Annotated in this window: 23 protein-coding genes; 14 read left to right on the top strand and 9 right to left on the bottom strand. The window is 68.9% G+C overall.

The genetic code is table 11. From position 1 onward, the window contains the following. Positions 1-22: 22 nt before the first annotated feature. Positions 23-853: a helix-turn-helix domain-containing protein gene (locus RXV79_RS25150; protein ID WP_316700870.1), complete on the top strand. Its 831-nt coding sequence runs from the start codon at positions 23-25 to the stop codon at positions 851-853. On the opposite strand, the gene RXV79_RS25145 is transcribed toward RXV79_RS25150, so the two are convergent. Next, positions 845-2596 (bottom strand): diguanylate cyclase domain-containing protein, encoded by a 1752-nt coding sequence (locus RXV79_RS25145; protein ID WP_316700869.1) that lies wholly within the window; start codon positions 2594-2596, stop codon positions 845-847. The two genes, RXV79_RS25150 and RXV79_RS25145, sit on opposite strands and share 9 nt — an antisense overlap. Before the next feature lie 301 nt (positions 2597-2897). Here RXV79_RS25145 and RXV79_RS25140 point away from each other — a divergent pair, with 301 nt between their 5' ends. The 3 genes from RXV79_RS25140 (at position 2898) to RXV79_RS25130 (ending at position 4822) form a co-directional block, all read left to right on the top strand. Further along, positions 2898-3158 (top strand): BufA2 family periplasmic bufferin-type metallophore, encoded by a 261-nt coding sequence (locus tag RXV79_RS25140; protein ID WP_316700868.1) that lies wholly within the window; start codon positions 2898-2900, stop codon positions 3156-3158. 69 nt (positions 3159-3227) lie between these two features. Further along, positions 3228-4055 (top strand): MNIO family bufferin maturase, encoded by an 828-nt coding sequence (locus RXV79_RS25135; protein ID WP_316700867.1) that lies wholly within the window; start codon positions 3228-3230, stop codon positions 4053-4055. Beyond that, positions 4052-4822, top strand: coding sequence for an HvfC/BufC family peptide modification chaperone (locus RXV79_RS25130; protein ID WP_316700866.1), 771 nt, complete (start codon positions 4052-4054; stop codon positions 4820-4822). The genes RXV79_RS25135 and RXV79_RS25130 overlap by 4 nt, the downstream gene beginning before the upstream one ends. On the opposite strand, the gene RXV79_RS25125 is transcribed toward RXV79_RS25130, so the two are convergent. The 3 genes from RXV79_RS25125 to RXV79_RS25115 all read right to left on the bottom strand — a co-directional run bounded on the left by RXV79_RS25125 (position 4819) and on the right by RXV79_RS25115 (position 8049). Next, on the bottom strand, positions 4819-5415 hold the full coding sequence (locus RXV79_RS25125; protein WP_316700865.1) for a peroxidase-related enzyme: 597 nt from the start codon (positions 5413-5415) through the stop codon (positions 4819-4821). The genes RXV79_RS25130 and RXV79_RS25125 overlap by 4 nt on opposite strands. 37 nt (positions 5416-5452) lie before the next feature. Then, positions 5453-7075, bottom strand: a complete 1623-nt coding sequence (locus RXV79_RS25120) for a BamA/TamA family outer membrane protein (protein WP_316700864.1) — start codon at positions 7073-7075, stop codon at positions 5453-5455. 77 nt (positions 7076-7152) lie between these two features. Further along, the gene (locus RXV79_RS25115; RefSeq protein WP_316700863.1) at positions 7153-8049 is read right to left on the bottom strand and encodes an Fpg/Nei family DNA glycosylase; all 897 of its coding nucleotides are present in this window, start codon (positions 8047-8049) and stop codon (positions 7153-7155) included. A gap of 72 nt (positions 8050-8121) precedes the next feature. Here RXV79_RS25115 and RXV79_RS25110 point away from each other — a divergent pair, with 72 nt between their 5' ends. From RXV79_RS25110 to RXV79_RS25090, 5 genes are all read left to right on the top strand, one after another. Continuing rightward, entirely contained in the window at positions 8122-9747 is a 1626-nt protein-coding gene (locus tag RXV79_RS25110; RefSeq protein ID WP_316700862.1) for a peptide chain release factor 3, read from the top strand. A 111-nt stretch (positions 9748-9858) separates the two neighbouring features. Continuing rightward, a complete protein-coding gene (locus RXV79_RS25105; protein ID WP_316700860.1) occupies positions 9859-10311 on the top strand; it encodes a DUF2214 family protein in 453 nt (150 codons plus the stop codon). Next, positions 10311-11318, top strand: a complete 1008-nt coding sequence (locus RXV79_RS25100; RefSeq protein WP_316700858.1) for a 5'-methylthioadenosine/S-adenosylhomocysteine nucleosidase — start codon at positions 10311-10313, stop codon at positions 11316-11318. Before RXV79_RS25105 ends, RXV79_RS25100 begins: the two co-directional genes overlap by 1 nt. Before the next feature lie 9 nt (positions 11319-11327). Continuing rightward, positions 11328-12203, top strand: coding sequence for a 4-hydroxybenzoate octaprenyltransferase (gene ubiA / locus RXV79_RS25095; protein ID WP_316700856.1), 876 nt, complete (start codon positions 11328-11330; stop codon positions 12201-12203). Between the two features lie 59 nt (positions 12204-12262). Next, the gene (locus RXV79_RS25090; protein WP_316700855.1) at positions 12263-13360 is read left to right on the top strand and encodes a GGDEF domain-containing protein; all 1098 of its coding nucleotides are present in this window, start codon (positions 12263-12265) and stop codon (positions 13358-13360) included. Between the two features lie 4 nt (positions 13361-13364). Here the strand turns inward: RXV79_RS25090 and RXV79_RS25085 are convergent, their stop codons facing one another. The 3 genes from RXV79_RS25085 to RXV79_RS25075 all read right to left on the bottom strand — a co-directional run bounded on the left by RXV79_RS25085 (position 13365) and on the right by RXV79_RS25075 (position 16440). Continuing rightward, positions 13365-14636, bottom strand: a complete 1272-nt coding sequence (locus tag RXV79_RS25085; protein WP_316700854.1) for a Glu/Leu/Phe/Val family dehydrogenase — start codon at positions 14634-14636, stop codon at positions 13365-13367. Positions 14637-14783: 147 nt separating this feature from the next. Beyond that, positions 14784-15593 carry a pyrroline-5-carboxylate reductase gene (gene proC, locus RXV79_RS25080; RefSeq protein ID WP_316700853.1) on the bottom strand — a complete coding sequence of 270 codons (810 nt, stop codon included), beginning with the start codon at positions 15591-15593 and terminating at the stop codon, positions 14784-14786. Between the two features lie 10 nt (positions 15594-15603). Next, positions 15604-16440, bottom strand: coding sequence for a LysR family transcriptional regulator (locus RXV79_RS25075; protein ID WP_316700852.1), 837 nt, complete (start codon positions 16438-16440; stop codon positions 15604-15606). A 98-nt stretch (positions 16441-16538) separates the two neighbouring features. On the opposite strand from RXV79_RS25075, the gene RXV79_RS25070 reads away from it, so the two are divergent. Both RXV79_RS25070 and RXV79_RS25065 read left to right on the top strand, forming a co-directional pair. After that, positions 16539-16931 (top strand): tautomerase family protein, encoded by a 393-nt coding sequence (locus tag RXV79_RS25070; RefSeq protein ID WP_316700851.1) that lies wholly within the window; start codon positions 16539-16541, stop codon positions 16929-16931. Between the two features lie 65 nt (positions 16932-16996). Beyond that, entirely contained in the window at positions 16997-17485 is a 489-nt protein-coding gene (locus tag RXV79_RS25065) for a GFA family protein (RefSeq protein ID WP_316700850.1), read from the top strand. Here the strand turns inward: RXV79_RS25065 and RXV79_RS25060 are convergent. Next, a complete protein-coding gene (locus tag RXV79_RS25060) occupies positions 17482-20478 on the bottom strand; it encodes an L-glutamate gamma-semialdehyde dehydrogenase (protein ID WP_316700849.1) in 2997 nt (998 codons plus the stop codon). The two genes, RXV79_RS25065 and RXV79_RS25060, sit on opposite strands and share 4 nt — an antisense overlap. A gap of 99 nt (positions 20479-20577) precedes the next feature. Further along, positions 20578-21264, bottom strand: a complete 687-nt coding sequence (locus tag RXV79_RS25055) for a YggS family pyridoxal phosphate-dependent enzyme (RefSeq protein ID WP_316700848.1) — start codon at positions 21262-21264, stop codon at positions 20578-20580. Between the two features lie 84 nt (positions 21265-21348). Between RXV79_RS25055 and RXV79_RS25050 the strand changes: the two genes are divergently transcribed. From RXV79_RS25050 to RXV79_RS25040, 3 genes are read left to right on the top strand one after another with little or no spacing between them, the layout of a single operon-like run. Further along, positions 21349-22392, top strand: a complete 1044-nt coding sequence (locus RXV79_RS25050) for a type IV pilus twitching motility protein PilT (RefSeq protein WP_201809207.1) — start codon at positions 21349-21351, stop codon at positions 22390-22392. A gap of 35 nt (positions 22393-22427) precedes the next feature. Continuing rightward, positions 22428-23078 carry a cyclic nucleotide-binding domain-containing protein gene (locus RXV79_RS25045; protein ID WP_316700846.1) on the top strand — a complete coding sequence of 217 codons (651 nt, stop codon included), beginning with the start codon at positions 22428-22430 and terminating at the stop codon, positions 23076-23078. A gap of 29 nt (positions 23079-23107) precedes the next feature. After that, on the top strand, positions 23108-24244 hold the full coding sequence (locus tag RXV79_RS25040; protein ID WP_316700845.1) for a PilT/PilU family type 4a pilus ATPase: 1137 nt from the start codon (positions 23108-23110) through the stop codon (positions 24242-24244). Positions 24245-24261 lie beyond the last annotated feature (17 nt).

The following is a 24261-nucleotide window of genomic DNA, read 5'->3' as shown; positions in this document are numbered from 1 at the left end:
GGTTCCTGCCTACGATGCCGGCATGCACCCGTCTCCGACCCCCCGGCCGCCGGCGGCCGCGCCGAGCTTCGGCGCATCCCTGAAGCGCTGGCGCCAGCAGCGCCGCATGACGCAGATCGACCTCGCGGTGCAGGCCGAGGTGTCGGTGCGGCACCTGAGCTTTGTGGAGACGGGCCGATCGGCCCCCAGCCGCGAGATGGTGCTGCGCCTGTCGGAGTGCCTGCAGGTGCCGCTGCGCGAGCGCAACCAATGGCTGCTGGCGGCAGGCTTTGCGCCGATGTACCGCGAGCGGGCCTTGGCGGATGACGAGCTGGCGGCGGCGCGGCAGGCCGTGCAGCGCTTGCTGACGGCGCACGAGCCCTTTCCCGCCATGGCGCTCGACCGGCACTGGAACATCGTGGCGGCCAACGGTGCGGTGCCCGTGATCCTCGGCCAGCCGGGCCGACCGCTGCCCGAGCGGGCCAACATCATCCGCGGCTGCTACCACCCGGCGGGGCTGGTGTCGCGGCTGGTCAACGTGCGCCGGATGCGGGCCGCCCACGTGCAGCGCTTGCGCCAGCAGATCGAGGCCAGCGGCGACCCCGGGCTGTCCGCCCTGCTGAAGGAGTTGCTGTCCTATCCCGAGCCGGCGGAGGACCCGTCGGTCACCCCGCTGACGAGCGAGCACGAGGGCGTGGCGGTGCCGTTCCAGATCCGCTGCGACGAGGGGGTGCTGAGCTTCCTCACCGCGACCACCATCTTCGGCTCGGCCTTCGACATCACGCTCTCCGAGCTGTCGATGGAGATCTTCCTGCCCGCCGACCCGTTCACCGCCGAGATCGTGCCCCGGCTGGTGCGGGGCGCCTCAGCTTGACCAGCGCCGCGCCACGCCCTTGCCCGCCTGCTTGCTGGCGTACATGGCCGCGTCGGCGCGGCGCAGCAGCTCGGCCGCGTCAGTGCCGTCGGCGGGGGCCAGGGTGTAGCCGATGCTCAAGCCCAGCTCGCAGAGGTGTTCGCCGACCTGGAAGGGCTCACGCACCGTGTCGAGCAGCTTCTGCGCGAGCGACTCGGCCTGCGCTGGCCCGCTGAGCCCGCTCGTGAGGATCACGAACTCGTCGCCGCCGAGGCGGCCCACGGTGTCTTGCACGCGCGTGGCCGCCTGCAGTCGACGTGACAGGAGCCGCAGCAACTGGTCGCCCACCTCGTGGCCGTGTTGGTCGTTGACCGCCTTGAAGCCGTCGAGGTCGAGCAGGTACATCGCCACCCGGCCTTCGGGCTCGCGCTTTTGCAGCGCGGCCTTGATCTGCGCCTGCAGCCCGCGCCGGTTGTGCAGGCCGGTCAACGGGTCGCTGTGGGCGAGGAAGCGGAACACGTCGCGCTCGCGGCTGGCGCTCTGCGCGGCGGCATGCATGGCCTGCGTGCTCAGGCTCAGCACCCGCAGGTAGAAGATCATGTCGACGGTGGCGCCGAACTCGAAGGAGTGCAGCGTCCAGAAGTTCACGGGCAGCGCACCCTGGATCACGCCGATCAGCGTGGCGGTGGCGAGCGCGTAGATGCCCCAGGCGACGAGGAAGCCGGTGCCCACCGGGTCGCGCTGGCGTGCGCGCGACAGCGCCCCCGGCAGCCCCAGCAGCGCGGGCACCGGGCCGAGCACGCTCACGACGGCGGTCACCACGCGGGTGTCGAAGAGCCCGAGCGCGTAGGCCACGGCCAGCGCGCTCACCCCCAAGGCACCACCGCGCATCAGCCGGCTGAAGCCGGGTCCGGTGTAGCGCGTGTTCACGAGCGAGACGGCGCGCGTGCCGATCGGCCGCGTGAGTGCATGCTCGATGAAGAGGAAGGAGCCGCACAGCGCCATCAGCGAAAAGAGTCCACCCGCGTGCTGCTCCAACCACATCCAGTCGCGCCAGAGGTACTGCGCGCCGATGCCGAACTGGAACAGCGAGAAGAAGATGCTGCCGGCCGCCAGCAGCGCGTACTTGAGCGAGAGCGTCTCGCGCAGCGTGAAGAAGCGCCCCAGGCTGTAGACCAGCAGCGCGATGCCCAGGCCCCCGAGCGCGCCCTGCAGCGTCTGCTCGGCCAGCGCCCGCTCATGGAAGGCCTGCGGCGTGTTGAAGGTGATCGGCAGGATCATCGCCCCGCCCGTCTGCACCCGCAGCAGCACTTCGCCCGTGCTGCCCGGGGCCAGCTCCACCGGCAGTGCGTGCGAGCGGCTCGCCAGCGGCCGCTGCGAATACGGCTGGTGGCTGCCGAGCACGGCCTGGCGCACCACGCGGCCTTGCACCAGCACGTAGGCGTCGACGCGGTGCAGGGCGGGGTAGTCGATGTCGAGCACCCAACGCGGTGTGGCCCGCGCAGAAGACTCGACCGGGATGCGCAGCCACACCACCTCGTCGCGCACGCCCAGCGTGGCGTGCGGCGAGGGCGGTGGCGCGAAGCGCTCGCGCTGCGCGAGCACCTGTTCCAGCGAGAGCTCGCGGCCGGGGTCGGCCAGCAGCGTCACCGCCGGCCAGGCGTCGACCACCCGCTGGCCTTCGTCGAGGCGCAAGGGCGCGGCGGTGGCGCTCGTGTGCAGCAGCAGCCAGGCGAGGGCCAGCAGGCACAAGCGGCAGGCCATGTGAAACGGAAACAGAGGCAGGCGCATTCCCGAAGACGGCAGGGGCGTCGGCAAGATGGAAAAAGGCATGCGGTGCAGGCCAACCCAGGATTGTCCTGGCTCGGTGGCGCTAGGGGTGGCACCTCAGTGACGCGCAAGCAGGCAGAACTGCTCGTTTGCACGCCGATCGTCGTTCCTGCCCGTTGCACGCCGGTGTGTAAGAAGCCGCAGACCGCCCCGACAGAGCCCGGCAAGCGCGCCGTTGCGGCCCGGCCGGTCCGGTGCGCTGCACCCCTCGTCAACACCTCGGAAGGAAATCGACATGAACATCAAATCCGGCCTCGCCATGGCCACCACCGCTGCTGCGCTGTTCTCCACCATGACCGCCCCCGTGCTGGCGGCCAGCCACGCCGGCGGCGAGATGAGCGTCAAGTGTTCGGGCGTCAACAGCTGCAAGGGCACCTCGGAGTGCAAGACCGCCAAGAGCGAATGCAAGGGCCAGAACGGCTGCAAGGGCCAGGGCTGGGTCAGCAAGAAGAGCGCGGCCGAGTGCACCAAGGAAGGCGGCACCGTCCTCAAGTGAGTCTCCTCCTGTAGCGACCAGGATTCCGGCGTGACGGTGCTCATCGCCTCACGCCGGTTTTTTTGACACATGAGTCCCCCACCTCTCAGCGGCTTCGGCCTCGGCCTGCGGGTCGAGCACTACGCCGATTTCCTCGACGGCCGTCCGGCCGTGGACTGGCTCGAAGTCATCTCCGAGAACTACCTCGTGCCCGGCGGCAAGCCGCTCGCGCACCTGGAGCGCATCCGCGCCGAGTACCCGATGGCCATGCACGGCGTGTCGCTTTCCATCGGCAGCACCGACCCGCTCGACCGCCACTACCTGCGCGAGCTGAAGGCGCTCACGCGCCGCATCGAGCCGGCGTGGGTGTCGGACCACCTCTGCTGGACGGGTGTGGACCACCACCACCTGCACGACCTGCTGCCGCTGCCCTGCACCGAAGAAGCGCTGCGCCACGTGAGCGAGCGGGTGCTGCAGGTGCAGGAGGCACTTGGCCGACGGCTGCTGCTCGAAAACGTGTCGAGCTATGTGAGCTTCGACGGCGACGAGATGAGCGAGTGGGAGTTCATCGCCGAACTCGCCCGCCGCGCCGACTGCGAGCTGCTGCTCGACGTCAACAACGTCTACGTCAGCAGCCGCAACCATGGTTTCGACGCGCGCCGCTTCATCGATGCGATGCCGCGCGAGCGGGTGCGCCAGATCCACCTCGCGGGCCATGAAGACCACGGCGACCATCTGATCGATACGCACGACCACCCGGTGTGCGAAGCGGTGTGGGAGCTGTACGCCTACACCGTGGGGCGCCTTGGGGCCGTGCCCACCATGATCGAGCGCGACGACCACATCCCGCCGCTGGCCGACCTGCTGGCCGAGCTGGACCGGGCGCGGGCCATCCAGCATGAGGTGCTCGCGCGATGACGGCGCTGATCGAGCTCCAGCACCAGCTGCGCCGGGCGATCGTCGGCGAGCCCGACGCGGCCAAGGGCCTGCTGCGCGCGCGGGCCGGTGGCTCGCTGCTGCGGGTCTACCGGCATGCCTACCGCGCTCGCCTCCTCGCCGCGCTGCGTGACAACTTCGGCACGCTGCCACGCGCGATGGGCGACGAGGCCTTCGATGCGCTCGCGTCGGCCTACCTCGACGCACACCCGTCGCGCCACCCGTCGATCCGCTGGTTCGGCGACCGGCTGGCCGACTTCATGCAGGAGCACGACGAGCTCGTGCCGCACCCCGCCTTCATCGACCTTGCGCGCATGGAGTGGGCCTTGCGAGGTGCCTTCGATGCGGCCGATGCGCCGCTGCTGTCGCGCGACACCTTGGCCGCCTTGCCGCCCGACGACTGGCCCGGCCTGCGGCTGCGTTTGCACCCGTCGGTGCAGCGGCTGCAGATGGACTGGGCGGTGGAGCCCGCGTGGAAGGCCCTGCAGGACGAAGCGGCCGACGACCCCGACCTGCCCGAGCCGCAAGCCCTTCCGCATGCGCTGATCGTGTGGCGACCGCGGCTCGACACCCGCTGGCGCTCGGCGGGCAGCGCCTTGGAGGCGGTGCTGCTCGAGGCCGTGCAACAGGGCGAGCCCTTCAGCGTGCTGTGCGAGCGCGCGGCCAGTGCGGTGGGCGACGCCGCCGCAGTGCCGCAGGTGGTGGGCTTGCTGCAGCAGTGGGTGGACGAAGGGCTGCTGGCGGCTTAAGCGCTCGGCTTCTTCTCGCGCGGCACACGCCCGAGCAGGTAGAACTCGTCGTTCGGCCGCAGGCTCATCAGGTTGGCCATGCGGTTCGACAGCCCGAAGAGCGCCGTGATCGCACCGATGTCCCAGATGTCCTCGTCGTCGAAGCCGTGGGCGCGCAGCGCCTCGAAGTCGGCCTCGACGATCTCGTCGGCCGCGTGGCTCACCTTGAGCGCGAAATCGAGCATCGCCTTCTGGCGCTCGGTGATGTCGGCCTTGCGGTGGTTGACCGCCACCTGATCGGCGATGAGCGGCTTCTTCGCGTAGATGCGCAGGATCGCGCCGTGCGCCACCACGCAGTAGAGGCAGCGGTTTGCGCCCGAGGTGGCGACGATGATCATCTCGCGTTCGCCCTTGGTGAGGTTCCCGCCTTCCTTCAGCAGCAGCGCATCGTGGTACGCGAAGAAGGCGCGCGCCTCGTCGGGCCGGTGCGCGAAGCCGAGGAAGACGTTGGGGATGAAGCCCGTCTTCTGCTGCACGTCGAGGATGCGGGTGCGGATGTCCTCGGGCAGGTCGGCGATCTCGGGCACGGGGTAGCGACTGATGGAGGTGGTCATGGTCGGGCTCCTTGCAGGCCGCATCATGACCCGATGTTCAGAAGCTGCGCTTGGCTTCCACGAGAAACTGCACCTTCTTGATGGACGGGTCCCCATCGAGGGGGAAGGCGAAGTCGATGTGCACCACGCTGCCGATGGCCGAACGGCTGTTGCCCAAGCGCAGGCCGAAGCCCCAGTCGCGCAGCAGACCCAGGCGTGGCGGGGTGCCGGCGGTGCTGGTCGTGGCGGTCTGGTCCCAGGTGCGGCCCATGTCGTAGAAGACGGCGCCGCCCACGTTGAAGACCCGCCACGGGTACCAGTCGGTGAACCAGCGCTGCTCGGCGGTGGCCAGCCAGCGCCCCTTGCCACTCTGGTAGCGCATGGGGTAGCCGCGCAGGCCCGAGTCGCCGCCGATCAGCACCTGCTGGTCGGGGTCGGGGTGGACGCTGCGGTCGGCGCTCAGGCCGACGAAGAAGCTGCGCCGGTCGGACTGCCGCAGGTGATAACGCACGCTGCCGCTGAAGAGCGTGCCGGCGAGGCTTTGCGACTCGTAGCGGCCTTCGGCGCTGCCTTCGACGAGCAGCGTGTGCGCTCGCGCCGGTTGCCAGCCCTTGTTGACCTTGAACGAGAACACGGTGGCATTGCGGTCGGCGCCGAAGGCCTGCCGCGCCAGGCCCAGTTGCAGGCTCATCTGCCAGCCGAGCGCCAGGTCTTCGGTCTTGCCGATCTGGTCGAAGTTGCGGGTCTCGCGGAAGTCGTCCTGCAGCCATTCGACACCGACCCAGGGGCGGTTGAGCCGCCGGTCAGCCGACACGCCGGCCGCCGGGATGCCGGGCGCCGAGGTCGGGCGGGCCAGGTGCTCGTCCTGCGTCCAGCCGGCCGTCCAGCGGGTGACCCAGCCGTCGCGCCAGCCGCTCGATCGCCCGGCATAGGCGGTGGCGTGGCGCTCGCTCACCTGATACTGGCCGACCACCTGGCCGAGCTCGTAGACCGAGTCGATGCGGGTCTCACGCCGGCTCGACACCCCGGCGGCCCAGGGCGTGTCGAGGCTGTAGAAGGGCCGGTCGAGGCCGAGGCGCGTCTGCGTGCCGTCGCTGTTGTCGGCATAGCTCGCCGTGAGGTCGAGGCGGCGACCGCCCAGCAGCGGGTCGTGGTACGACAGCATGCGCGAGCTGCGGTCGACGCCCGAGCGGAAGTCCAGTCCGAGCTGGGTGCCCAGCCCGAAGAGGTTGCTTTCCTCGATGCCGAAGGCCGAGCTGTTGGCGCCGCCCTTGCGGCCCAGCGACAGCGAGGGCTTGAGCGTCCACACGTCCTGCACGGCCACTTCGAGGTCGGCGTTGCCATCGGCGCAGCCCAGCACGCGGATGGTGGCGTCGTGCAGGTAGCCGGTGGCGCGCATCAGGCGCTCGCTTTCGCGCAGCAGCCGCGGCTCGTAGGGGTCGCCGGGCTTGACGAGCAGCAGCTGCTTCACCGTCGATTCGCGCGTGTCGAGGTGCAGCGTGTTGGCCAAGCGGAAGAGCGCCCGGTCCTCCTGCGGGATGCGCGTGTCGAACACGTCGGTGCGCACGATGTGCACTTCGCCGATGCGCTGGCACTCGGGTGGTGGGGGCGGGGTCTGCGGCGCCTGTGCGCCCGCGATGCCGGCTGCCGACACCCCCAGGGCCAGCAGGATCGGGCGCATGGATGGGCGTCTCCTCAGCAGCATGGGGCCACTGTGCGGCCTCTGTCTTAAGGCTTGCTGAGTTGGGTCAAGAAACGCTAGGGAAGCTCATCGATGTTCTTCGGCCAGCTCCTGTGCAGCAGTGTGGAGAGTGCCCGGTCGGCCAGCAGCTTGCCGCCGGTCTGGCAGCGCGCGCAGTAGTTGGTCTCGTTGTCGGCATAGACGATGCGCTGCACCGGCGTGCCGCACACCGGGCAGGGCTGGTCGTACTTGCCGTGCACCGCCATCTGCGGGTGGAAGGCGGTGACCTTTTCCGGCCAGTCGCCCGCTTCTTTGTCGAGGCGCGCGATCCATTCCGCCAGCACCGTTTGCGTCGCGTGGTACAGCCGCTCGATCTGCTCGGGCGCGAGCTTCTGCGACAGCTGGATCGGCGACAGCTGTGCGCGGAAGAGGATCTCGTCGGAGTACGCGTTGCCGATGCCGCTGAAGAGCCGCGGGTCGGTCAGCACGCGTTTCAGCGTGTGGTTCTCGCGCGTGAGGCGTTCGCTGAAATCGTCGAGCGAAGCGCTCATCACGTCGATGCCGCCCGGGTCCATCGCGTCGAGGGCGGCGCGGTCGGCCAGCACATGGAGCGAGGCGCGGCGCTTGCTGCCGGCTTCGGTCAGCACCACGCCGCCGTGGTCGAACTCGAACACCGCCAGCGAGATCTTGCCCGGCGGCTTGCCGCCCGGCAGCAGCCAGCGCAAGCGGCCGGCGATCATCAGGTGGATGACGAGGAAGAGCCCGCTGTCGAGTGCCAGCACCACGCGCTTGCCCAGGCGCTCCACGCCGGTGACGGTGCGGCCTTCGGCCTCGCCGAGTGGCGGCAGTGCGGTGCGCAGCAGGAAGGGGTTGAGCACTTTCACGCGCCGAAGCACCCGGCCCTGGACCTTGTCGGCCAGGCGGTCGACGTAGACCGTGATATCGGGCAGCTCCGGCATGGGATCGAGTGTCACGGAAATCCGCCGGCCCCGATAATCACGGGTTTCCACGAGGCGGCGCACCTTCAGTCCCCGCGCCGCAACCCCATGTCAGACCTCACCCCCCAGGTGCGCCGCCGCCGCACCTTCGCCATCATTTCCCACCCCGACGCGGGCAAGACGACGCTCACCGAGAAGCTGCTGCTGTTCTCGGGCGCGATCCAGATCGCCGGCAGCGTGAAGGCGCGCAAGGCCACGCGCCACGCCACGTCCGACTGGATGGAAATCGAAAAGCAGCGCGGCATCTCGGTGGCGTCCAGCGTGATGCAGATGGAATACCGCGACTGCGTCATCAACCTGCTCGACACCCCGGGCCACCAGGACTTCTCGGAAGACACCTACCGCGTGCTCACCGCGGTCGACGCCGCCCTGATGGTGATCGACGCGGCCAACGGCGTGGAGCCGCAGACCCGCCGCCTGCTGCAGGTCTGCCGCGCCCGCAACACGCCCATCCTCACCTTCGTCAACAAGATGGACCGGGAGGTGCAGGAGCCACTCACGCTGATGGACGAGATCGAGCGCGAGCTGGGCATGAGCGTCGTGCCCTTCACCTGGCCGGTGGGCATGGGCAAGCAGTTCCACGGCGTGATGGACCTGCGCGAGAAGCAGATGCGTGTCTTCAGCCCCGGCGAAGACCGCAAGGGCGCCGACGACGAGATCCTGCCCGGCCTCGACAACCCCGCCTATGCCGAGCGCTTCGGCATGCAGTACGAAAACGCGCGCGGCGAGATCGAACTCGTGCAGGAGGCGGCGCCCTCGTTCGACGAAGCGCAGTTCCTCGCCGGCCACCAGACGCCGATGTTCTTCGGCTCGGCGGTCAACAACTTCGGCGTGCGCGAAGTGCTCGACGCGCTGGTCGACCTCGCGCCGCCGCCGAGCGAGCGCGCCGCCATCCAGCGCGTGGTGCACCCCGACGAGAAGAAGTTCACCGGCGTCGTGTTCAAGATCCAGGCCAACATGGACCCGGCGCACCGCGACCGCATCGCCTTCGTGCGTGTGGCCTCGGGCCGCTTCGAGCGCGGCATGAACCTCAAGGTGGTGCGCTCGGGCAAGACCTTGCGACCCAACACCGTGGTCACCTTCATGAGCCAGAAGCGCGAGCTGCTCGACGAGGCGTTTGCCGGCGACATCATCGGCATCCCCAACCACGGCGTGCTGCAGCTGGGCGACACGATCACCGAAGGCGAGGCCTTGCAGTACACCGGCCTGCCCTTCTTCGCGCCGGAAATGTTCAGAAGCGTCGAAGTGGCCGACCCGCTCAAGACCAAGCAGCTGCGCGCCGGCCTCACGCAGCTGGGCGAAGAAGGCGCGATCCAGGTGTTCCGCCCGGTGGCGGGCAGCGTGCTGCTGCTCGGCGCGGTGGGGCAACTGCAGTTCGAAGTCGTCGCGCACCGGCTGGAGCATGAGTACGGCGTGAAGGCGCGCGTGATGCCGGCCCGCTACAACGTCGCGCGCTGGGTGACCTGCGACGAGGCCGATGGCGGCGAGAAGGAGCTCAAGCGCTTCATCGACGCCAACGACCACCGCGTGGCGCTCGATGCGGTCGACGCTGCCTGCGTGCTGCTCGAATACGCGGGCGAGCTGCGGGCGATGCAGGAGAACTGGCCCAAGATCAAGTTCCACGCGCTGCGCGAGCACGCGGGTCTCGTCTTCCAGAAGCAGCTCGACGGCTGACGGCGCGCAGCCGGCGACTCACCGCCGGAATTCACCGTTTCGTCGCATGGGCTTGCAGCGCGGCAGGCGGGCGCGGCACAGTCGGGGCCTTGTCCACGACGCGCCACGCCCATGCTCGCCAGCTCGTTCATCGCCTTCCTGCATTTCGTCTTCGCGTTCGGCATCGTCGCCACGCTGTTCTTCGAGTGGTTCACCTTCAGCCGCACGCCCACCTTGCGTGAGGCGCAGCAACTGGCGGCAGCCGACCGCTGGTACGGCGCGTTTGCCGGTGGCCTGCTCGCGGTGGGCCTTCTGCGGGTCTTCTATTTCGAGAAGGGCTGGGAGTTCTACAAGGCCATGCCCTTCTTCCACCTGAAGCTCACGCTCTTCGTCGCGATCGGCCTGCTGTCGATCTACCCGACGATCAGCTTCGCCCGCTGGAAGTCGTCGCTCAAGGCCGGGCAAGCGCCGCAGATCCCCGAAGCGCAGTACCAGCGCATCTCGCGGCTGCTCGGCCTGCAGATGCTGCTGCTGGTGCCGCTGCTGCTGAGCGCCTCGCTGATGGCCAAGGGCCTGCGCTTCTGATGCGCGCGCTCTGGGCTTTGATCTTGCTGGCGCTCAGCGCCAGCGTTCAAGCGGCCCCCCGCTGTCTCAGCGAGTGCACGCCACGCATCGGCATCGTCTCGGCCTTCGGCGCCGAAGCCGACCTGTTGATCGCCGAGACGACCCGCAAGCGCACCTGGACGCTCGCCGGCAAGCGCTACACCACCGGCACCCTGCGCGGCCTGCGGGTGGTGATCGTGCTGAGCGGCGTGAGCATGGTCAATTCGGCGATGGTCACGCAGCAGATGCTCGACCACTTCCACATCGAGCGGCTCATCATGAGCGGCATCGCCGGTGGCCTGAACCCTGCGCAGCACGTCGGCGACGTGACCGTGCCCGAGCGTTGGGCGATGCCGATGGAGGTCTACTGGAACGCCGACACGCAGGTGCCCGCGCCTTGTGGCAAGTCGGCCGACGTGGGCTGCCTCGGCCTGAAGCTCGCGACAGGCGCCGACGGCCAGCCGCTGCCGCCCTATGCGCCCGGCCTCTTCATGCGCGAGACCCATGTGCTGAGCGCGGCCAACGCGCCGCACGGCGAGTTCCGCTTCGACTACCCGGTCGATGCCGACATGCTGGCGGTGGCCCGCACCATCGCACCGCGGCTCGAACGCTGCGGCCCGAAGGCCCGCCTGCCTTCCGGTGAACTCGATGCGAAGCAATGCGTGCGCGAGCAACCGACGCTGCGAGTGGGCGGCCTGGGCGTGTCGGCCCCGGTCTTCCTCGCCAACGCGGCCTACCGCCAGTACCTCTTCGACACGTTGAAGGCCGACACCTTCGAGATGGAGACCGCCGCGCTCGCCCATGTGGCCCGTGCCAACGGCGTGCCCTACATCGCCTTTCGCAGCATCAGCGACCTCGCGGGGGCGACCGAGTTCAACGCCGACGTGGGCGCGCTCTTCATGAGCGGCCTGGCCGAGGCCAACGAAGCGGCGGTGACGCTCGCCTTCCTCGAGGCCTGGGCGGCCCGCCCGAAGAAGAAGCGGCCCTAGACTTCGCGGATGGCTACCACCGCGCCCACGCCTTCCCGCCTCTCGCTCTACCTCGACCTCATCCGCTGGGACCGCCCGGCGGGCACCTACCTGCTGCTGTGGCCCACGCTGTCGGCGCTGTGGATTGCCGCAGAGGGCTTTCCGGGCTGGCACCTGCTGGCGGTGTTCGTGCTCGGCACCTTCCTCATGCGCAGTGCCGGCTGCGCCGTCAACGACGTGGCCGACCGCGATTTCGACCGGCATGTGAAACGCACCGCGCAGCGCCCCGTCACAAGCGGGGCGATCGGCGTCAGGCAAGCGCTCATCTTCGGCGCGGCGCTCGCGCTCCTGGCCTTCGGCCTCGTGCTCACCACCAATGCGCCCACCATCGCCTGGAGTTTCGCGGCGCTGGCCGTGAGCATCTTCTACCCCTTCACCAAGCGCTTCTTCTCGATGCCGCAGGCGGTGCTGGGCGTGGCCTTCAGCTTCGGCATCCCGATGGCGTTCTCGGCGGTGCAGGGTGCCGTGCCTGCGGTGGCGTGGGCGCTGCTCCTGGGCAACCTTTTCTGGGTGCTGGCCTATGACACCGAATACGCGATGGTCGACCGCGACGACGACCTGAAGATCGGCATCCGCACCTCGGCGATCACCCTCGGCCGCTTCGACGTGGCGGGGGTGATGCTGTTCTATGCGGCGTTCGTGGCCATCTGGGCGGCGATCGGCCTCGGGCTCGGCATGGGCCCGGCCTACTTCGCCGGCCTCGTGGTCGCCGCCGGTCTGGCCGGCTGGCACTACACCCTCATCCGCACGCGCACCCGCGACGGCTGCTTCAAGGCCTTCCGTCTCAACCACTGGCTGGGGTTCGTGGTCTTCGTCGGCGTGATGATCGACTTCGCCGTGCGCTAGTGCGCAGCCGCGGCGTGTTGCCGCGCGCGCAAGCACCGATCGCGCCCGAAAATCGGCGGATGCCTGATTCGTCTGCTGCCCGGCGCACCGGCCACACCGGCCGTTCGTACTGGCAGGTGCTGGTGCGGGCCGTCGTGGCCGCCGCGCTGGTGCATACGGCGTTCGCCGGCCTCTTCTTCGCGCTGTCGGCCCCGCTGATGGGCTGGGTGAACGTCGCCAGCGTCGCGCTGTACGGCGCGGCCTACACGCTGCTGCGCCAGCGCAGGAACCGCGCCGCCCTGGTGCTGGTGTGGGCCGAGCTGCTGGTGCATGCGCTGGTGGCCACACGCGCGCTCGGGTGGGAGAGCGGCTTCCACTACTACGTGCTGCTGATGATGCCGATGGTGTTCATGAGCCCGGTGCGCCGTGCGCGCAGCAAGGTGCTGCTGGGCGTTGCGCTCGCCGCCTTCTACCTCGGCCTCGACCTGCTGGCCCATCACCACGCGCCGCTGGTGGTGCTCACCCCGGGGGCGCTCGACGCCGTGCGCACCGTCAACATCGTCGCCACGCTGGCGCTGCTGGCCCACCTGGCCAACTTCTACCTGCGCGCGGTGATGCGCGCCGAGACCCGCCTGCACGACCTGGCGACGACCGACCCGCTCACCGGCCTGGCCAACCGACGCCGCGCGCTCGACGTGGCCGACCTGCACCTCGCGCGCCGGCGCCGCGATGGCGCGCCGATGAGCCTGATCCTCGGCGACGTGGACCACTTCAAGTCGGTCAACGACCGCCACGGCCACGAGGTGGGCGACCAGGTGCTGATCGCGGTGGCGCAGGCGATGCAGGTCGCCACGCGCGAGGCCGACACGGTGTGCCGCTGGGGCGGCGAGGAGTTCCTGATCGTGCTGCCCGACACCGGCCCGGCCGAAGCGTTGCAGGTCGCCGAGCGTGTGCGAGCGGCGGTGCAGCGCGCCCAGGTGCCGCACGGCGGCGAGACGCTGGGCGTGACCATCACCCTCGGCGTGAGCACGCTGCACACGATGGAGTCGCTGTCGCAGGCCATCGCGCGCGCCGACGGGGCCATGTACCGCGGCAAGGTCGAGGGCCGCAACCGCTGCGTGGGTGACGCCCCCGACGACACGCCCGCCACGCAGCGCGAGCTGGCGCTCGAGTACTGAGCGATCAGGGGTACAGCCCGCGCTCCTCGCGTGCCGACAGGATGCGCTCGCAGGCCACCGCAAAGGTCGCGGTGCGCAGCGTGATCTTGTGGCGGTCGGCGGTGTCCCAGATGGCACGCAGGGCGTCGACCATGATCTTGTCGAGCCGCACGTTGATCTCGTCTTCGCTCCAGAAGAAGCTGGAGAAGTCCTGCACCCACTCGAAGTAGCTGACCGTCACGCCGCCGGCGTTGCAGATGACGTCGGGCACGACCAGCACGCCGCGCTCGCGCAGGGCATCGTCGGCTTCGGGCAGCGTGGGGCCATTGGCGCCTTCGAGCACGAGCTTGGCCTTGATGCGGTTCGCGCGCTCCACCGTGATCTGGCCTTCGAGGGCCGCGGGGATGAGGATGTCGCAGTCGACGTCCCAGAAGCTCTCGTTGTCGATGCGCTCGGCTTCGGGGTACTGGCCGATGCCGCCGTCGCGCTTGAGCACCTGCATCGCGGTGTGCATGTCGAAGCCCTTGGGGTTGACGAGCGTGCCGGTGTGGTCCTGGATGGCAACGACGGTTGCACCCGCACCGACGAAAAGCTCCGCCGCCGCACTGCCCACGTTGCCGAAGCCCTGCACCGCCACGCGTGCGCCATCGAGCTTCATGCCCAGGCGGCGCGCCGCTTCGCGCCCGGTCACGAAGACGCCGCGGCCCGTGGCCTTCACCCGGCCGAGCGAGCCGCCCAGGTGCAGCGGCTTGCCGGTCACCACGCCGGTGGCGGAGGTGCCGGTGTTCATGGAATACGTGTCCATCATCCACGCCATGATCTGCGCGTTGGTGTTCACGTCGGGCGCGGGGATGTCGCGCTGCGGGCCGATGATGATGCCGATCTCGCTGGTGTAGCGGCGCGTCATGCGCTCCAGCTCCTTCTTCGACAGCTTCTTCGGGTCGACACGGATGCCGCCCTTGGCGCCGCCGTAGGGCAGGTTCACCGCGGCGCACTTCACCGTCATCCAGGCCGACAGCGCCATCACCTCTTCGAGCGTCACGTCAGGGTGGTAGCGCACGCCGCCCTTGCCCGGGCCACGCGACAGGTTGTGCTGCACGCGGTAGCCCTCGAAGTGGGCCACGCTGCCGTCGTCCATCTCGATCGGCACGTCGACGATCAACGCCCGCTTGGGGCGCTTGAGCGTTTCACCCCAATGGGCCAGGTGCCCCAGGTAGGGCAGCACGCGGTCGACCTGCTCGAGGTAGGTGTGCCAGGGGCTGGTGGCACTGGGGCTGACATACGAGAGGTAGCTCATGACGGGTCTCCGTGTTGATGTGGTGCACGGTTCCGGCGCACTCGTGATGCGCCCGGCCGGCTGACGGCGACTGTAGGCCTGCTGCCCCTGTTAGGCCATGCTGCCTTTGCATGAGCACGGGCATAGCGCGGCCGTGCACAAGTGGTCTCAGCGGCCGAATTCGTCGCCCAGCTCGGCGGCGCGGCGCTGCGCCGCCTTCAGCGCCTTCACGATGGCGGGTTTGACGCCGCTGCCTTCCATCGAGGTGAGTGCCGCGTAGGTGGTGCCGCCCTTGGAGGTGACACGCTCGCGCAGCACGGCGGGCGTTTCCGGCGAGGCTTGCGCGAGCGCGCTGGCGCCCTGGAAGGTCGCGAGCGCCAGCGTCTTGCCTTGCTCTGCGCTCAGGCCCATCTCCACCGCCGCGTCCATCATGGCTTCGACGAAGTAGAAGACGTAGGCCGGGCCCGAACCCGACAGCGCGGTGACCGCATCGAGGTCGTGCTCGGCGTTCACCCACAGCGTGCGGCCGGTGGGGGCGAGCATGCGCTCGACCTCCTTGCGTTCGAGGGCCGTCACGGCCGGGCGTGCGTAGAGACCGGCGATGCCCTGGCCGATCAAGGCCGGCGTGTTGGGCATGGAACGCACGATGCGCTCGGTGCCGAGCGCGCGGGCCATGTCGTCGCTGCGGATGCCCGCCATCACGCTGAACTGCAGGGCCTTGTCGATGTGCGGCAGGCTCGCCTCGGCCGCGGCCTTGAAGTTCTGCGGTTTGATCGCCCACACCACGGTGGCGGCGCGCTGCAGCACCGAGCCCGGGGCTTCGAGCGTGATCACCTGCAGCTCGCGCTGCAGGCGGGAGCGCTGGTCGGCGTTGGGCTCCAGCACGAGGATGTCGCCGGGCGCACGGCCGCTCTTGAGCAGGCCGCCGATGATGGCGCTGGCCATGTTGCCGCCGCCGATGAATGCAATGGTGGTCATGTGGTGTTCTTCAAGCTTGGGCCCAGCGCCGCAGCTCACGTTCGGTGGCCTGCAGCGCGGGGCGGGTGAGGGAATAGAAGGATAGTCGGCCTGGCGCGGGCCAGCGCTGCGAAGCCGAGAGGGAGACCAGGTCGGCAGGAATCGCCGAGTGGTTCAGGCAGCCGATGCCCCAGCCGGCGCGCAGCGCGGCCATCGCACCGTGGGCGCCGGTGCAGCTCAGGCGGAGGTGGTGCGCCCGGCCGGCGCGGGCCAGGGCCTCGAGCGCCATGCGACGCACCGGGCACTCGGGCCCGAGCAGCACGAGCGGCGCGGGGCCGGCGCTGGGCACGGCGTAGCGCTCGGCGTGCACCCAGGCGAGCGGCTCGCGCTTGATGAGCTTGGCACCGGGCAGCGGCTCGTCGCTCGTGACCACGGCCAGGTCCATCGTGCCGGCCTGCCACAGCTGCTGCAGCGACGCGGAGCTCGCCCACAGCAGCTCGAAGCGCACGCCGGGCGTGCTGTCGTGCAAGAGTGCCAGCAGCTCGCCGAGGCGGGCCGGCATGAAGTACTCGCTGATGCCGATGCGGCGCACTTCTTCGTCGGCCGCGGGCTGCACCGCCGCGCGGGCGTCGGCCTGCCAGTCGAGCAGGCGGCGGGCGTGCGGCAGGAAACGTTCGCCCTCGGCCGTGAGCGCGAGCGCACGCGTGCTGCGCTCGGCCAGGCGCACGCCGAGCGAGGCTTCGAGCTGCTGCAGATGCGTGCTCACGGCCGACTGCGTGCGGTGCACCTGCTGCGCAGCGCGGGTCACCGAGCCGGTGTCGGCCACGGCGATGAAGCTGCGCAGCCAGAGTGGGTCCAGGTCGTTCATCTGAGATTCTGATGAATATCACAAAATCAAACTGCTTCTCGGATGAATGCTCGGCTCCTAGAGTGAAGCTGTCAAGTTCAACAACCCAGGAGCGACACATGCCTTACCTGCACATCCAGATCTCCGGCCCGCAAGACGACACCCTGGCCCAGCGTGTGGCCGAGACGGGCACCGCACTCACCTCGAAGCTGCTCGGCAAGAACCGCGAGCACACGGCGGTGGTGGTCGACTTCATCGCGCCTTCGCGCTGGTTCATCGCCGGCCGGCCGCTCGTGGGAGCGCCGAAGCGCAGCTACCACTGGATGGTGAGCATCACCGACGAGACCAACACCAAGCGCGAGAAGGCCGACTACCTCGCTGCCGTGCACCAGGCGATGGACGAGCTGCTGGGCGGTGCGGCGGAGCATTCGTATGCGCACGTGGCCGACCTGCGTGGCAGCGCCTATGGCTTCGCCGGGCGCACGCAGGAACACCGCTACCAGCACGGTTGAACCCTGTTGCCGTCTCGGCAAGCCGCCTGCCGCACCATGCGGCAGCCACACAGCCGGAGACGCCCATGCACCTGGAAGGTTCCTGCCATTGCGGCGCCGTGCGCTTCAGCCTCGAATCGCACAGCCCGCAGCCGTTCATGCACTGCCACTGCTCGATCTGCCGCAAGACGGCGGGCGGTGGCGGGTATGCGATCAACATCGGCGGCGATGCCACCACGCTGCGCGTGTCGGGGCAGAGGAACGTCTCCATCTACCACGCGGTCATGCGCGAACCGGGCAAACGCGCGACCCGTTCGAAAGCCGGCCGCCATTTCTGCAAGCTGTGCGGCAGCGCGTTGTGGTTGTGGGACCCGCGCTGGCCCGAGCTCGTGCACCCGCATGCGTCGGCCATCGACACGCCGCTGCCCAAACCGAAGGAGGTGGTCGAGGCGGCGCTGCAGTGGGTCGCGCCCTGGGTCGACGTGCCCAAGGGGCGGGGCCATGTGCATTGCCAGACCTGGCCGAGCGAATCGCTGCGCGAATGGCACCAGCGGCACGGTGTCGAGAGCGTCTAGTTGCGCAAGCCCGCGAGCAGCGCGGCGTTGCCGCCGGCCGCTGCGGTGTTGATCGTCAGCGTGCGTTCGGCGCAGAAGCGGTAGAGGTAGTGGGGGCCCCCGGCCTTCGGGCCGGTGCCCGACAGGCCTTCGCCCCCGAAGGGCTGCACGCCGACCACCGCGCCGATCATGTTGCGGTTGACGTAGACGTTGCCGATGTGCGCCGCGTCGGCGAGCTGGTGGGCACGGCCGTCGATGCGCGTCTGCAGGCCCAGCGTGAGGCCGTAGCCGAGCGCGTTGACCTCGGCGATCACCGCCTCGGGCGCGCCGCGCCAGCGCACCACGTGCAGTACCGGGCCGAAGATTTCCTGCTTCACGTCGGCGATGCGCGGCAGTTCGAAGGCGATGGGGGCGACGAGGCGGGGCAGCGTGCTGTGCAACGGCGTCTCGCCGATCAGCATCGCCTCGCGGCGCAGGCGGGCGATGTGGCGTTGCAGGGTCTCGAAGGCTTCGTCGTCGATGACGGGGCCGACGTCGGTCTCGAGTCGGGCCGGGTCGCCGAGCGTCAATTCGGCCATTGCGCCGCGCAGCATCTCGATCACCGGGTCGGCCACGCTCTCGTGCACGCACAGCAGCCGCAGCGCCGAGCAGCGCTGTCCGGCCGAGCGGAAGGCGCTCTGCACGACGGCGTCGATCACCTGCTCGGGCAGGGCGGTGCTGTCGACCACCATCGCGTTGATGCCGCCGGTCTCGGCGATCAGCGGCACGATGGGGCCGTCTTTGGCGGCAAGCGCGCGGTTGATGGCTTTGGCGACGGCGGTGGACCCGGTGAAGCAGACGCCGGCGGTGCGTTCGTCGGCGACCAGGCCGGCACCGATGGTCTCACCGGGGCCGTGCAGCAGCGCGAGGGTGTCGCGCGGCACGCCCGCGTCGTGCAGCAGCGCGACCATGCGCTGCGCGACGGCCGGTGTCTGCTCGGCCGGCTTGGCGGCCACGCAGTTGCCGGCGACGAGGGCGGCCACCACCTGGCCGGTGAAGATCGCGAGCGGGAAGTTCCACGGGCTGATGCAGACGAAGACGCCGCGGCCGTGCAAGGAAAGTTCGTTGCTCTCGCCGGTCGGCCCCGGCAGCGATTGGGGTGCGAGCCGCTCCTCGGCCTGCTCGGCGTAGTAGCGGCAGAAGTCCACCGCTTCGCGCACTTCGGCGATCGCATCGCCCAGCGTCTTGTGCGCCTCACGCACCAGCAGGCCGCAGAACTCGGGCAGGCGCGCTTCGAGCATGTCGGCGGCGCGCCGCAGGGTGTTGGCGCGGGCCGAGAGTGGCGTGCGCGTCCACGGGTGCTGGCCGTGTTGCAGGCGGGCCATCGTGGGGGCGATGTCGGCCACGTTCGCGAGCGCGATCGGCTGCGGGCGGGCCGAGGCGAGCGCGGCTTCGAAGCTCGCGCGTTCGTCGCGGTGGGTCGGGTCGGCGCCTTTCGAATTGGGCCGCTGCGCGCCGTAGAGGTTTGCCGGCAGCGGCAGGCCGGGGGAGGCCGAGGGCACGAGCGGCGAGGCGAGCAGCTCGTCGGGGTGAACCTCGTCGTCGGCCAGCTGGTGCACGAAGGACGAATTCGCGCCGTTCTCCAGCAGGCGGCGCACGAGGTAGGCGAGCAGGTCGCGGTGCTCGCCGACCGGCGCGTAGACCCGCACGGCCACCGACGGGTCCTTCATCACCTCGCGGTAGATGCCTTCGCCCATGCCGTGCAGGCGCTGCATCTCGAAGGGTGCGTTGGCCTTGCGCGCCATCTGCAGGATGGCGGCGATGGTGCCGGCGTTGTGCGTGGCGAACTGTGGGTAGACCACGTCGGCATGCGACAGCAGCGCCTGCGCGCAGGCGAGGTAGGAGATGTCGGTGTGGTGTTTGTGCGTGAAGACCGGGTAGCCGGGCAGGCCCAGCTCCTGCGCACGCTTGACCTCGCCGTCCCAGTACGCGCCCTTCACCAGCCGCACCATGAACCGGAGGCCGTGCCGGCGCGCGATGCGGGCGACTTCGTTGACCGTGTCGAGCGCGCGTGTCTGGTAGGCCTGCACCGCGAGGCCGAAGCCGCGCCATTGCGGGTGGGTGCCGGCGATGCGTGCGGCGAGGCTGTCGAGCACGTCGAGCGAGAGTTCGAGGCGCTCGCTCTCTTCGGCATCGATGGTCAGGTTGAGGTTCGCCCGGGCCGCGCGCTCCACCAGCTGCCACACGCGCGGCAGAAGTTCGGCGAAGACACGCTCGCGCTGCAGTTCTTCGTAGCGCGAGAAGAGGGCCGAAAGCTTGATGGAGATGCCATCGGCGGTGGTGGGGTCGCCGGTGGCACGCTGGGCGGCGATCGCGTCGAGCGCGTTCAGGTAGGCGGCGAGGTAACGCCGTGCATCGGCCTCGGTGCGCGCGCCTTCGCCCAGCATGTCGTAACTGAAGCGCAGGCCGGGCTGGTGCTCGCGCGCCTGCGCGGCTTCGTTCATCGCTTCGCGGATCGAGCGGCCGAGCACGAACTGGCGGCCCAGCAGCTGGATGGCGCGCACGGTGGCCGCGACCACCGTCTGCGCGCCCAGGCGTTTGATGAGGCCATGCTCGCCGTGGCCATCGGGCAGGAATTTCTTCGACAAGCCGATCGCGCTGGCCGACAGCGTGGCCAGCATCTTGTGCGGGCCCTCGGCCTGCGAGTCGAATGCGGCGCGGCCGAGCTGGTCGGCGGTGAGGGCGATGGCGGTCTCGGTGTCGGGCACCCGCAGCAGCGCTTCGGCCAGCCGCATCAGCGCAAGGCCTTCGGCACTGGAGATCGGGTACTCGCGCAGCAGCGACTCCATCGCCCAGAAGGGCGCCGGCTTGTCGCGTACCGCCTGCACCCAGGGCGATGCGGTGTCGATCACACGGGGCCAGTCGAGCGAACGGGCGAGCGTGGGCAGCAGGCCCGACAGCAGCTCGGCCTCACGCCGGAAAGGGGTTGGCAGGCGCGGCTCGAAGGTGGGGGGAGGCGGGAAGTCGGGCGGCATGGTGGCGACACGAGAGGTGAGGATGTCGCCAAGATACCCATCAAGCGGCCGGATATTTATCCAAACCGCAAGCTGTCGACTGGATGAAATCCGGCTGTCTCAGCGCCGACCGAAGATTGCGGTGCCCACACGAACCATCGTCGAACCCTCGGCGATGGCTGCTTCCAGATCGGCGCTCATGCCCATCGAGAGGGTGTCGAGGTCGAGCCCTTCCTGCTGCAGCCGATGGAAGAGCTGGCGCAACTGGCGATGGGGCGCGGCCTGCTGAGCGGGGTCATCGCTCGGCTCGGGAATCGACATCAGGCCGCGCAGCCGGACGCGGGGCAGCGCGGCCACCGCGTGTGCAAGTGCCGGCAGGTCATCGGGCGCGACACCGCTCTTGCTCGCTTCGCCGCTCACGTTCACCTGCAGGCACAGGTTGAGCGGGGGCTGCTCGGGGCCGCGTTGCTCGCTCAGCCGCTCAGCGATCTTCAAGCGGTCGACGCTGTGCACCCAATCGAAGTACTTCGCGGCCACGCGCGTCTTGTTGCTTTGCAAGGGCCCGATCAAGTGCCACTCGATCTGCGCGCGCAGGTCGGCCAGCACCTCGATCTTCTCGATCGCTTCCTGCACGTAGTTCTCGCCGAAGCGGCGCTCGCCGGCCGCCGCGGCCTCGCGCACTTCATCGGCACCGAAAGTTTTGCTTACGGTTAGCAGCGTGACACTTTGCACGGGGCGTTGCGCAGCCGCACAGGCCCTCGCGATGCGCTCGCGCACTTGTTGTATGTTCGCTGCAATCGTCGCCATAATCCCGCGAGCCTATCGCAGAGGCGCAGCCCCACGGCCTTGGCCGTCAGCACCACAGGGCTTCAACCCCCAAGTCGAAGACACATGGACATCACCCAACTGTTGGCGTTCTCGGTCAAGAACAAAGCGTCCGACTTGCACCTCTCTGCCGGCCTGCCTCCGATGATCCGTGTGCACGGCGACGTGCGGCGCATCAACGTCGACCCGCTCGAGCACAAGCAGGTGCACGAGATGGTCTACGACATCATGAACGACTCGCAGCGCAAGGCGTATGAAGAAACGCTCGAGTGCGACTTCTCGTTCGAGATCCAGGGCCTCGCGCGTTTCCGCGTCAACGCCTTCAACCAGAACCGCGGCGCGGGCGCCGTGTTCCGGACGATTCCCTCGAAGATCCTCACGCTCGAGCAGCTCAACACGCCCAAGGTATTCGCCGAACTCGCACTCAAGCCACGCGGCCTGGTGCTCGTGACGGGGCCGACGGGCTCGGGCAAGTCGACCACGCTCGCCGCGATGGTCAACCACCTGAACGAAAACGAATACGGTCACGTGCTGACGGTCGAAGACCCGATCGAGTTCGTGCACGAGTCGAAGAAGTGCCTGGTCAACCAGCGTGAGGTCGGCCCGCACACCCTGAGCTTCTCGAACGCGCTGCGCTCCGCGCTGCGCGAAGACCCCGACGCCATCCTGGTCGGCGAAATGCGCGACCTGGAGACCATCCGCCTCGCGCTGACCGCCGCTGAAACGGGCCACCTGGTGTTCGGCACGCTGCACACGAGCTCCGCTGCCAAGACCATCGACCGCGTGGTCGACGTGTTCCCGGCGGCAGAAAAGGAAATGGTGCGCGCGATGCTCTCCGAGTCGCTCGTCGCCGTGATCTCGCAGACCCTGTGCAAGCTGAAGGACGGCAGCGGCCGTGTCGCCGCGCACGAGATCATGTTGGGCACTGCGGCCATCCGAAATCTCATCCGCGAAAACAAGATCGCACAGATGTACTCGTCGATCCAGACCGGCAACACGGTGGGCATGCAGACGCTCGACCAGAACCTGTCCGACCTCGTCCGCCGCAACATCATTGCGCCGGCCGAAGCGCGCAACAAGGCCAAGTTCCCCGAAAACTTCCCCGGCTGATCGGACCCGGCCCTGTCTTTCCACGCGAGCGAGCCTTGAAGAAACTCCTGGATCGACTCAAGCGAAGCAGTGGCGCCGCCTCGGCGCGCCTGTCCGACGAAGGGCCGGCCACCGACGACGGCTACTTCTCCACCCAGTTCAACGACCGTGGCGACGACGTGCAGCTCGCCACCTGGGCCGAGCGCGCCAAGCAGGTGGGCGCGCAGCCGCTCGATCGCAAGCAGGCCGAGCCGCTCTTCGCCAAGCTGTGGGGAGCCGACCGTTATGTCGCCGCGCTGAGCGCCGACGAGCTGCTGCGCATGAGCCACTACCTCCAGTTCGTGACCGTGCCGGTCAACCAGGAGGTGATCGGGCAAGACGAGCAGGGTGATTACATGCTGATCGTGCTCGAAGGCACGTTGGCGGTCGACCGCGTGCAACCCTGGGGCGGGCGTGCCCGCTTGGCGGAAGCGCGCGCCGGTGACATGCTCGGCGAGATGTCGCTGCTCGACGCCGGCACCCGCTTTTCCGCCTGCACCACGCTCACGCCGTGCACGCTGGCGGTGGTCGACGCGCAGCGTCTGGATGAGATGATCATGTTCGAGCCGCGGCTCGGCCTGGCCCTGCTGGCCTCGCTGTCGCGGCGCCTGTCGCTGCGCCTGCGGCAGGTGAGTGCCCGCCTGAGTGCTCTGTTGTCGAGCAACTGACCGCTAGCAGTAAGAGAGGAAGAGACACCATGGAAAGAGACCAGGCATCGAAATTCGTCAACGACCTGCTGCGGCTGATGATCTCCCGCAACGGCTCCGACCTCTTCCTCACGGCCGACTTCCCGCCGGCCATCAAGGTCGACGGCAAGATCACCAAGGTGTCGCCGCAGCCGCTGACGAGCCAGCACACGCTGGCCCTCACCCGCTCGGTGATGAACGACAAGCAGGCCGCCGAGTTCGAGAAGACGAAGGAATGCAACTTCGCGATCTCGCCGCAGGGCATCGGCCGCTTCCGCGTCAACGCCTTCGTGCAGCAGGGCCATGTGGGCCTCGTGCTGCGGACGATTCCGCAGACGCTCCCCACCATCGACAGCCTCAACCTGCCGCAGATCCTGAAAGACGTGACGATGACCAAGCGCGGGCTGGTTATCTTCGTGGGTGCCACCGGCTCCGGCAAGAGCACCTCGCTCGCGGCCATGATCGACTACCGCAACGAGAACTCCTACGGCCACATCATCACCATCGAAGACCCGGTGGAGTTCGTGCACCCGCACAAGAACTGCATCGTGACGCAGCGCGAGGTCGGCCTCGACACCGAAGACTGGTTCTCGGCCCTGAAGAACACCCTGCGCCAGGCGCCCGACGTGATCCTGATGGGTGAAATCCGCGACCGCGAGACCATGGAGCACGCAGTGGCCTTCGCCGAAACCGGCCACCTGTGCATGGCCACGCTGCACGCCAACAGCGCCAACCAGGCGCTCGACCGCATCATCAACTTCTTCCCCGAAGAGCGCCGCGCCCAGCTGCTGATGGACCTGTCGCTCAACCTGAAGGGCCTGATCTCGCAGCGCCTCTTGCCGCGCCAGGAAGGGCGAGGCCGCATTGCCGCGGTCGAGATCCTGCTCAACACGCCGTTGATCAGCGACCTGATCTTCAAGGGCGAGGTGGCCGAGATCAAGGAAATCATGAAGAAGAGCCGCGAGCTCGGCATGCAGACCTTCGACCAGGCGCTCTTCGACCTCTACGAGAACCACCTCGTGACCTACGAAGACGCACTGCGCAACGCCGACTCGGTGAACGACCTGCGCCTGCAGATCAAGCTGCACAGCAACCGGGCGCGCAGCTCCGATCTGTCGGCCGGCACCGAACACCTGACCATTGTTTGACCTTGCTTCCCGCATCC

The sequence above is a fragment of the Piscinibacter gummiphilus genome, assembly GCF_032681285.1.
Taxonomy (GTDB): Bacteria; Pseudomonadota; Gammaproteobacteria; order Burkholderiales; family Burkholderiaceae_C; genus Rhizobacter; species Rhizobacter gummiphilus_A.
The sequence above is the reverse complement of the archived record's forward strand: the minus strand, read 5'-3'. Positions and strand labels throughout refer to the sequence as shown.

What these genes read in the sequence shown, in the direction of transcription:
- RXV79_RS25150 (WP_316700870.1), top strand. Translation starts at nt 23, where the DNA reads ATGCACCCGTCTCCGACCCCCCGGCCGCCGGCGGCCGCGCCGAGCTTC.
- RXV79_RS25145 (WP_316700869.1), bottom strand. Translation starts at nt 2,596, where the DNA reads ATGGCCTGCCGCTTGTGCCTGCTGGCCCTCGCCTGGCTGCTGCTGCAC.
- RXV79_RS25140 (WP_316700868.1), top strand. Translation starts at nt 2,898, where the DNA reads ATGAACATCAAATCCGGCCTCGCCATGGCCACCACCGCTGCTGCGCTG.
- RXV79_RS25135 (WP_316700867.1), top strand. Translation starts at nt 3,228, where the DNA reads ATGAGTCCCCCACCTCTCAGCGGCTTCGGCCTCGGCCTGCGGGTCGAG.
- RXV79_RS25130 (WP_316700866.1), top strand. Translation starts at nt 4,052, where the DNA reads ATGACGGCGCTGATCGAGCTCCAGCACCAGCTGCGCCGGGCGATCGTC.
- RXV79_RS25125 (WP_316700865.1), bottom strand. Translation starts at nt 5,415, where the DNA reads ATGACCACCTCCATCAGTCGCTACCCCGTGCCCGAGATCGCCGACCTG.
- RXV79_RS25120 (WP_316700864.1), bottom strand. Translation starts at nt 7,075, where the DNA reads ATGCGCCCGATCCTGCTGGCCCTGGGGGTGTCGGCAGCCGGCATCGCG.
- RXV79_RS25110 (WP_316700862.1), top strand. Translation starts at nt 8,122, where the DNA reads ATGTCAGACCTCACCCCCCAGGTGCGCCGCCGCCGCACCTTCGCCATC.
- RXV79_RS25105 (WP_316700860.1), top strand. Translation starts at nt 9,859, where the DNA reads ATGCTCGCCAGCTCGTTCATCGCCTTCCTGCATTTCGTCTTCGCGTTC.
- RXV79_RS25100 (WP_316700858.1), top strand. Translation starts at nt 10,311, where the DNA reads ATGCGCGCGCTCTGGGCTTTGATCTTGCTGGCGCTCAGCGCCAGCGTT.
- ubiA (WP_316700856.1), top strand. Translation starts at nt 11,328, where the DNA reads ATGGCTACCACCGCGCCCACGCCTTCCCGCCTCTCGCTCTACCTCGAC.
- RXV79_RS25090 (WP_316700855.1), top strand. Translation starts at nt 12,263, where the DNA reads ATGCCTGATTCGTCTGCTGCCCGGCGCACCGGCCACACCGGCCGTTCG.
- RXV79_RS25085 (WP_316700854.1), bottom strand. Translation starts at nt 14,636, where the DNA reads ATGAGCTACCTCTCGTATGTCAGCCCCAGTGCCACCAGCCCCTGGCAC.
- proC (WP_316700853.1), bottom strand. Translation starts at nt 15,593, where the DNA reads ATGACCACCATTGCATTCATCGGCGGCGGCAACATGGCCAGCGCCATC.
- RXV79_RS25075 (WP_316700852.1), bottom strand. Translation starts at nt 16,440, where the DNA reads ATGAACGACCTGGACCCACTCTGGCTGCGCAGCTTCATCGCCGTGGCC.
- RXV79_RS25070 (WP_316700851.1), top strand. Translation starts at nt 16,539, where the DNA reads ATGCCTTACCTGCACATCCAGATCTCCGGCCCGCAAGACGACACCCTG.
- RXV79_RS25065 (WP_316700850.1), top strand. Translation starts at nt 16,997, where the DNA reads ATGCACCTGGAAGGTTCCTGCCATTGCGGCGCCGTGCGCTTCAGCCTC.
- RXV79_RS25060 (WP_316700849.1), bottom strand. Translation starts at nt 20,478, where the DNA reads ATGCCGCCCGACTTCCCGCCTCCCCCCACCTTCGAGCCGCGCCTGCCA.
- RXV79_RS25055 (WP_316700848.1), bottom strand. Translation starts at nt 21,264, where the DNA reads ATGGCGACGATTGCAGCGAACATACAACAAGTGCGCGAGCGCATCGCG.
- RXV79_RS25050 (WP_201809207.1), top strand. Translation starts at nt 21,349, where the DNA reads ATGGACATCACCCAACTGTTGGCGTTCTCGGTCAAGAACAAAGCGTCC.
- RXV79_RS25040 (WP_316700845.1), top strand. Translation starts at nt 23,108, where the DNA reads ATGGAAAGAGACCAGGCATCGAAATTCGTCAACGACCTGCTGCGGCTG.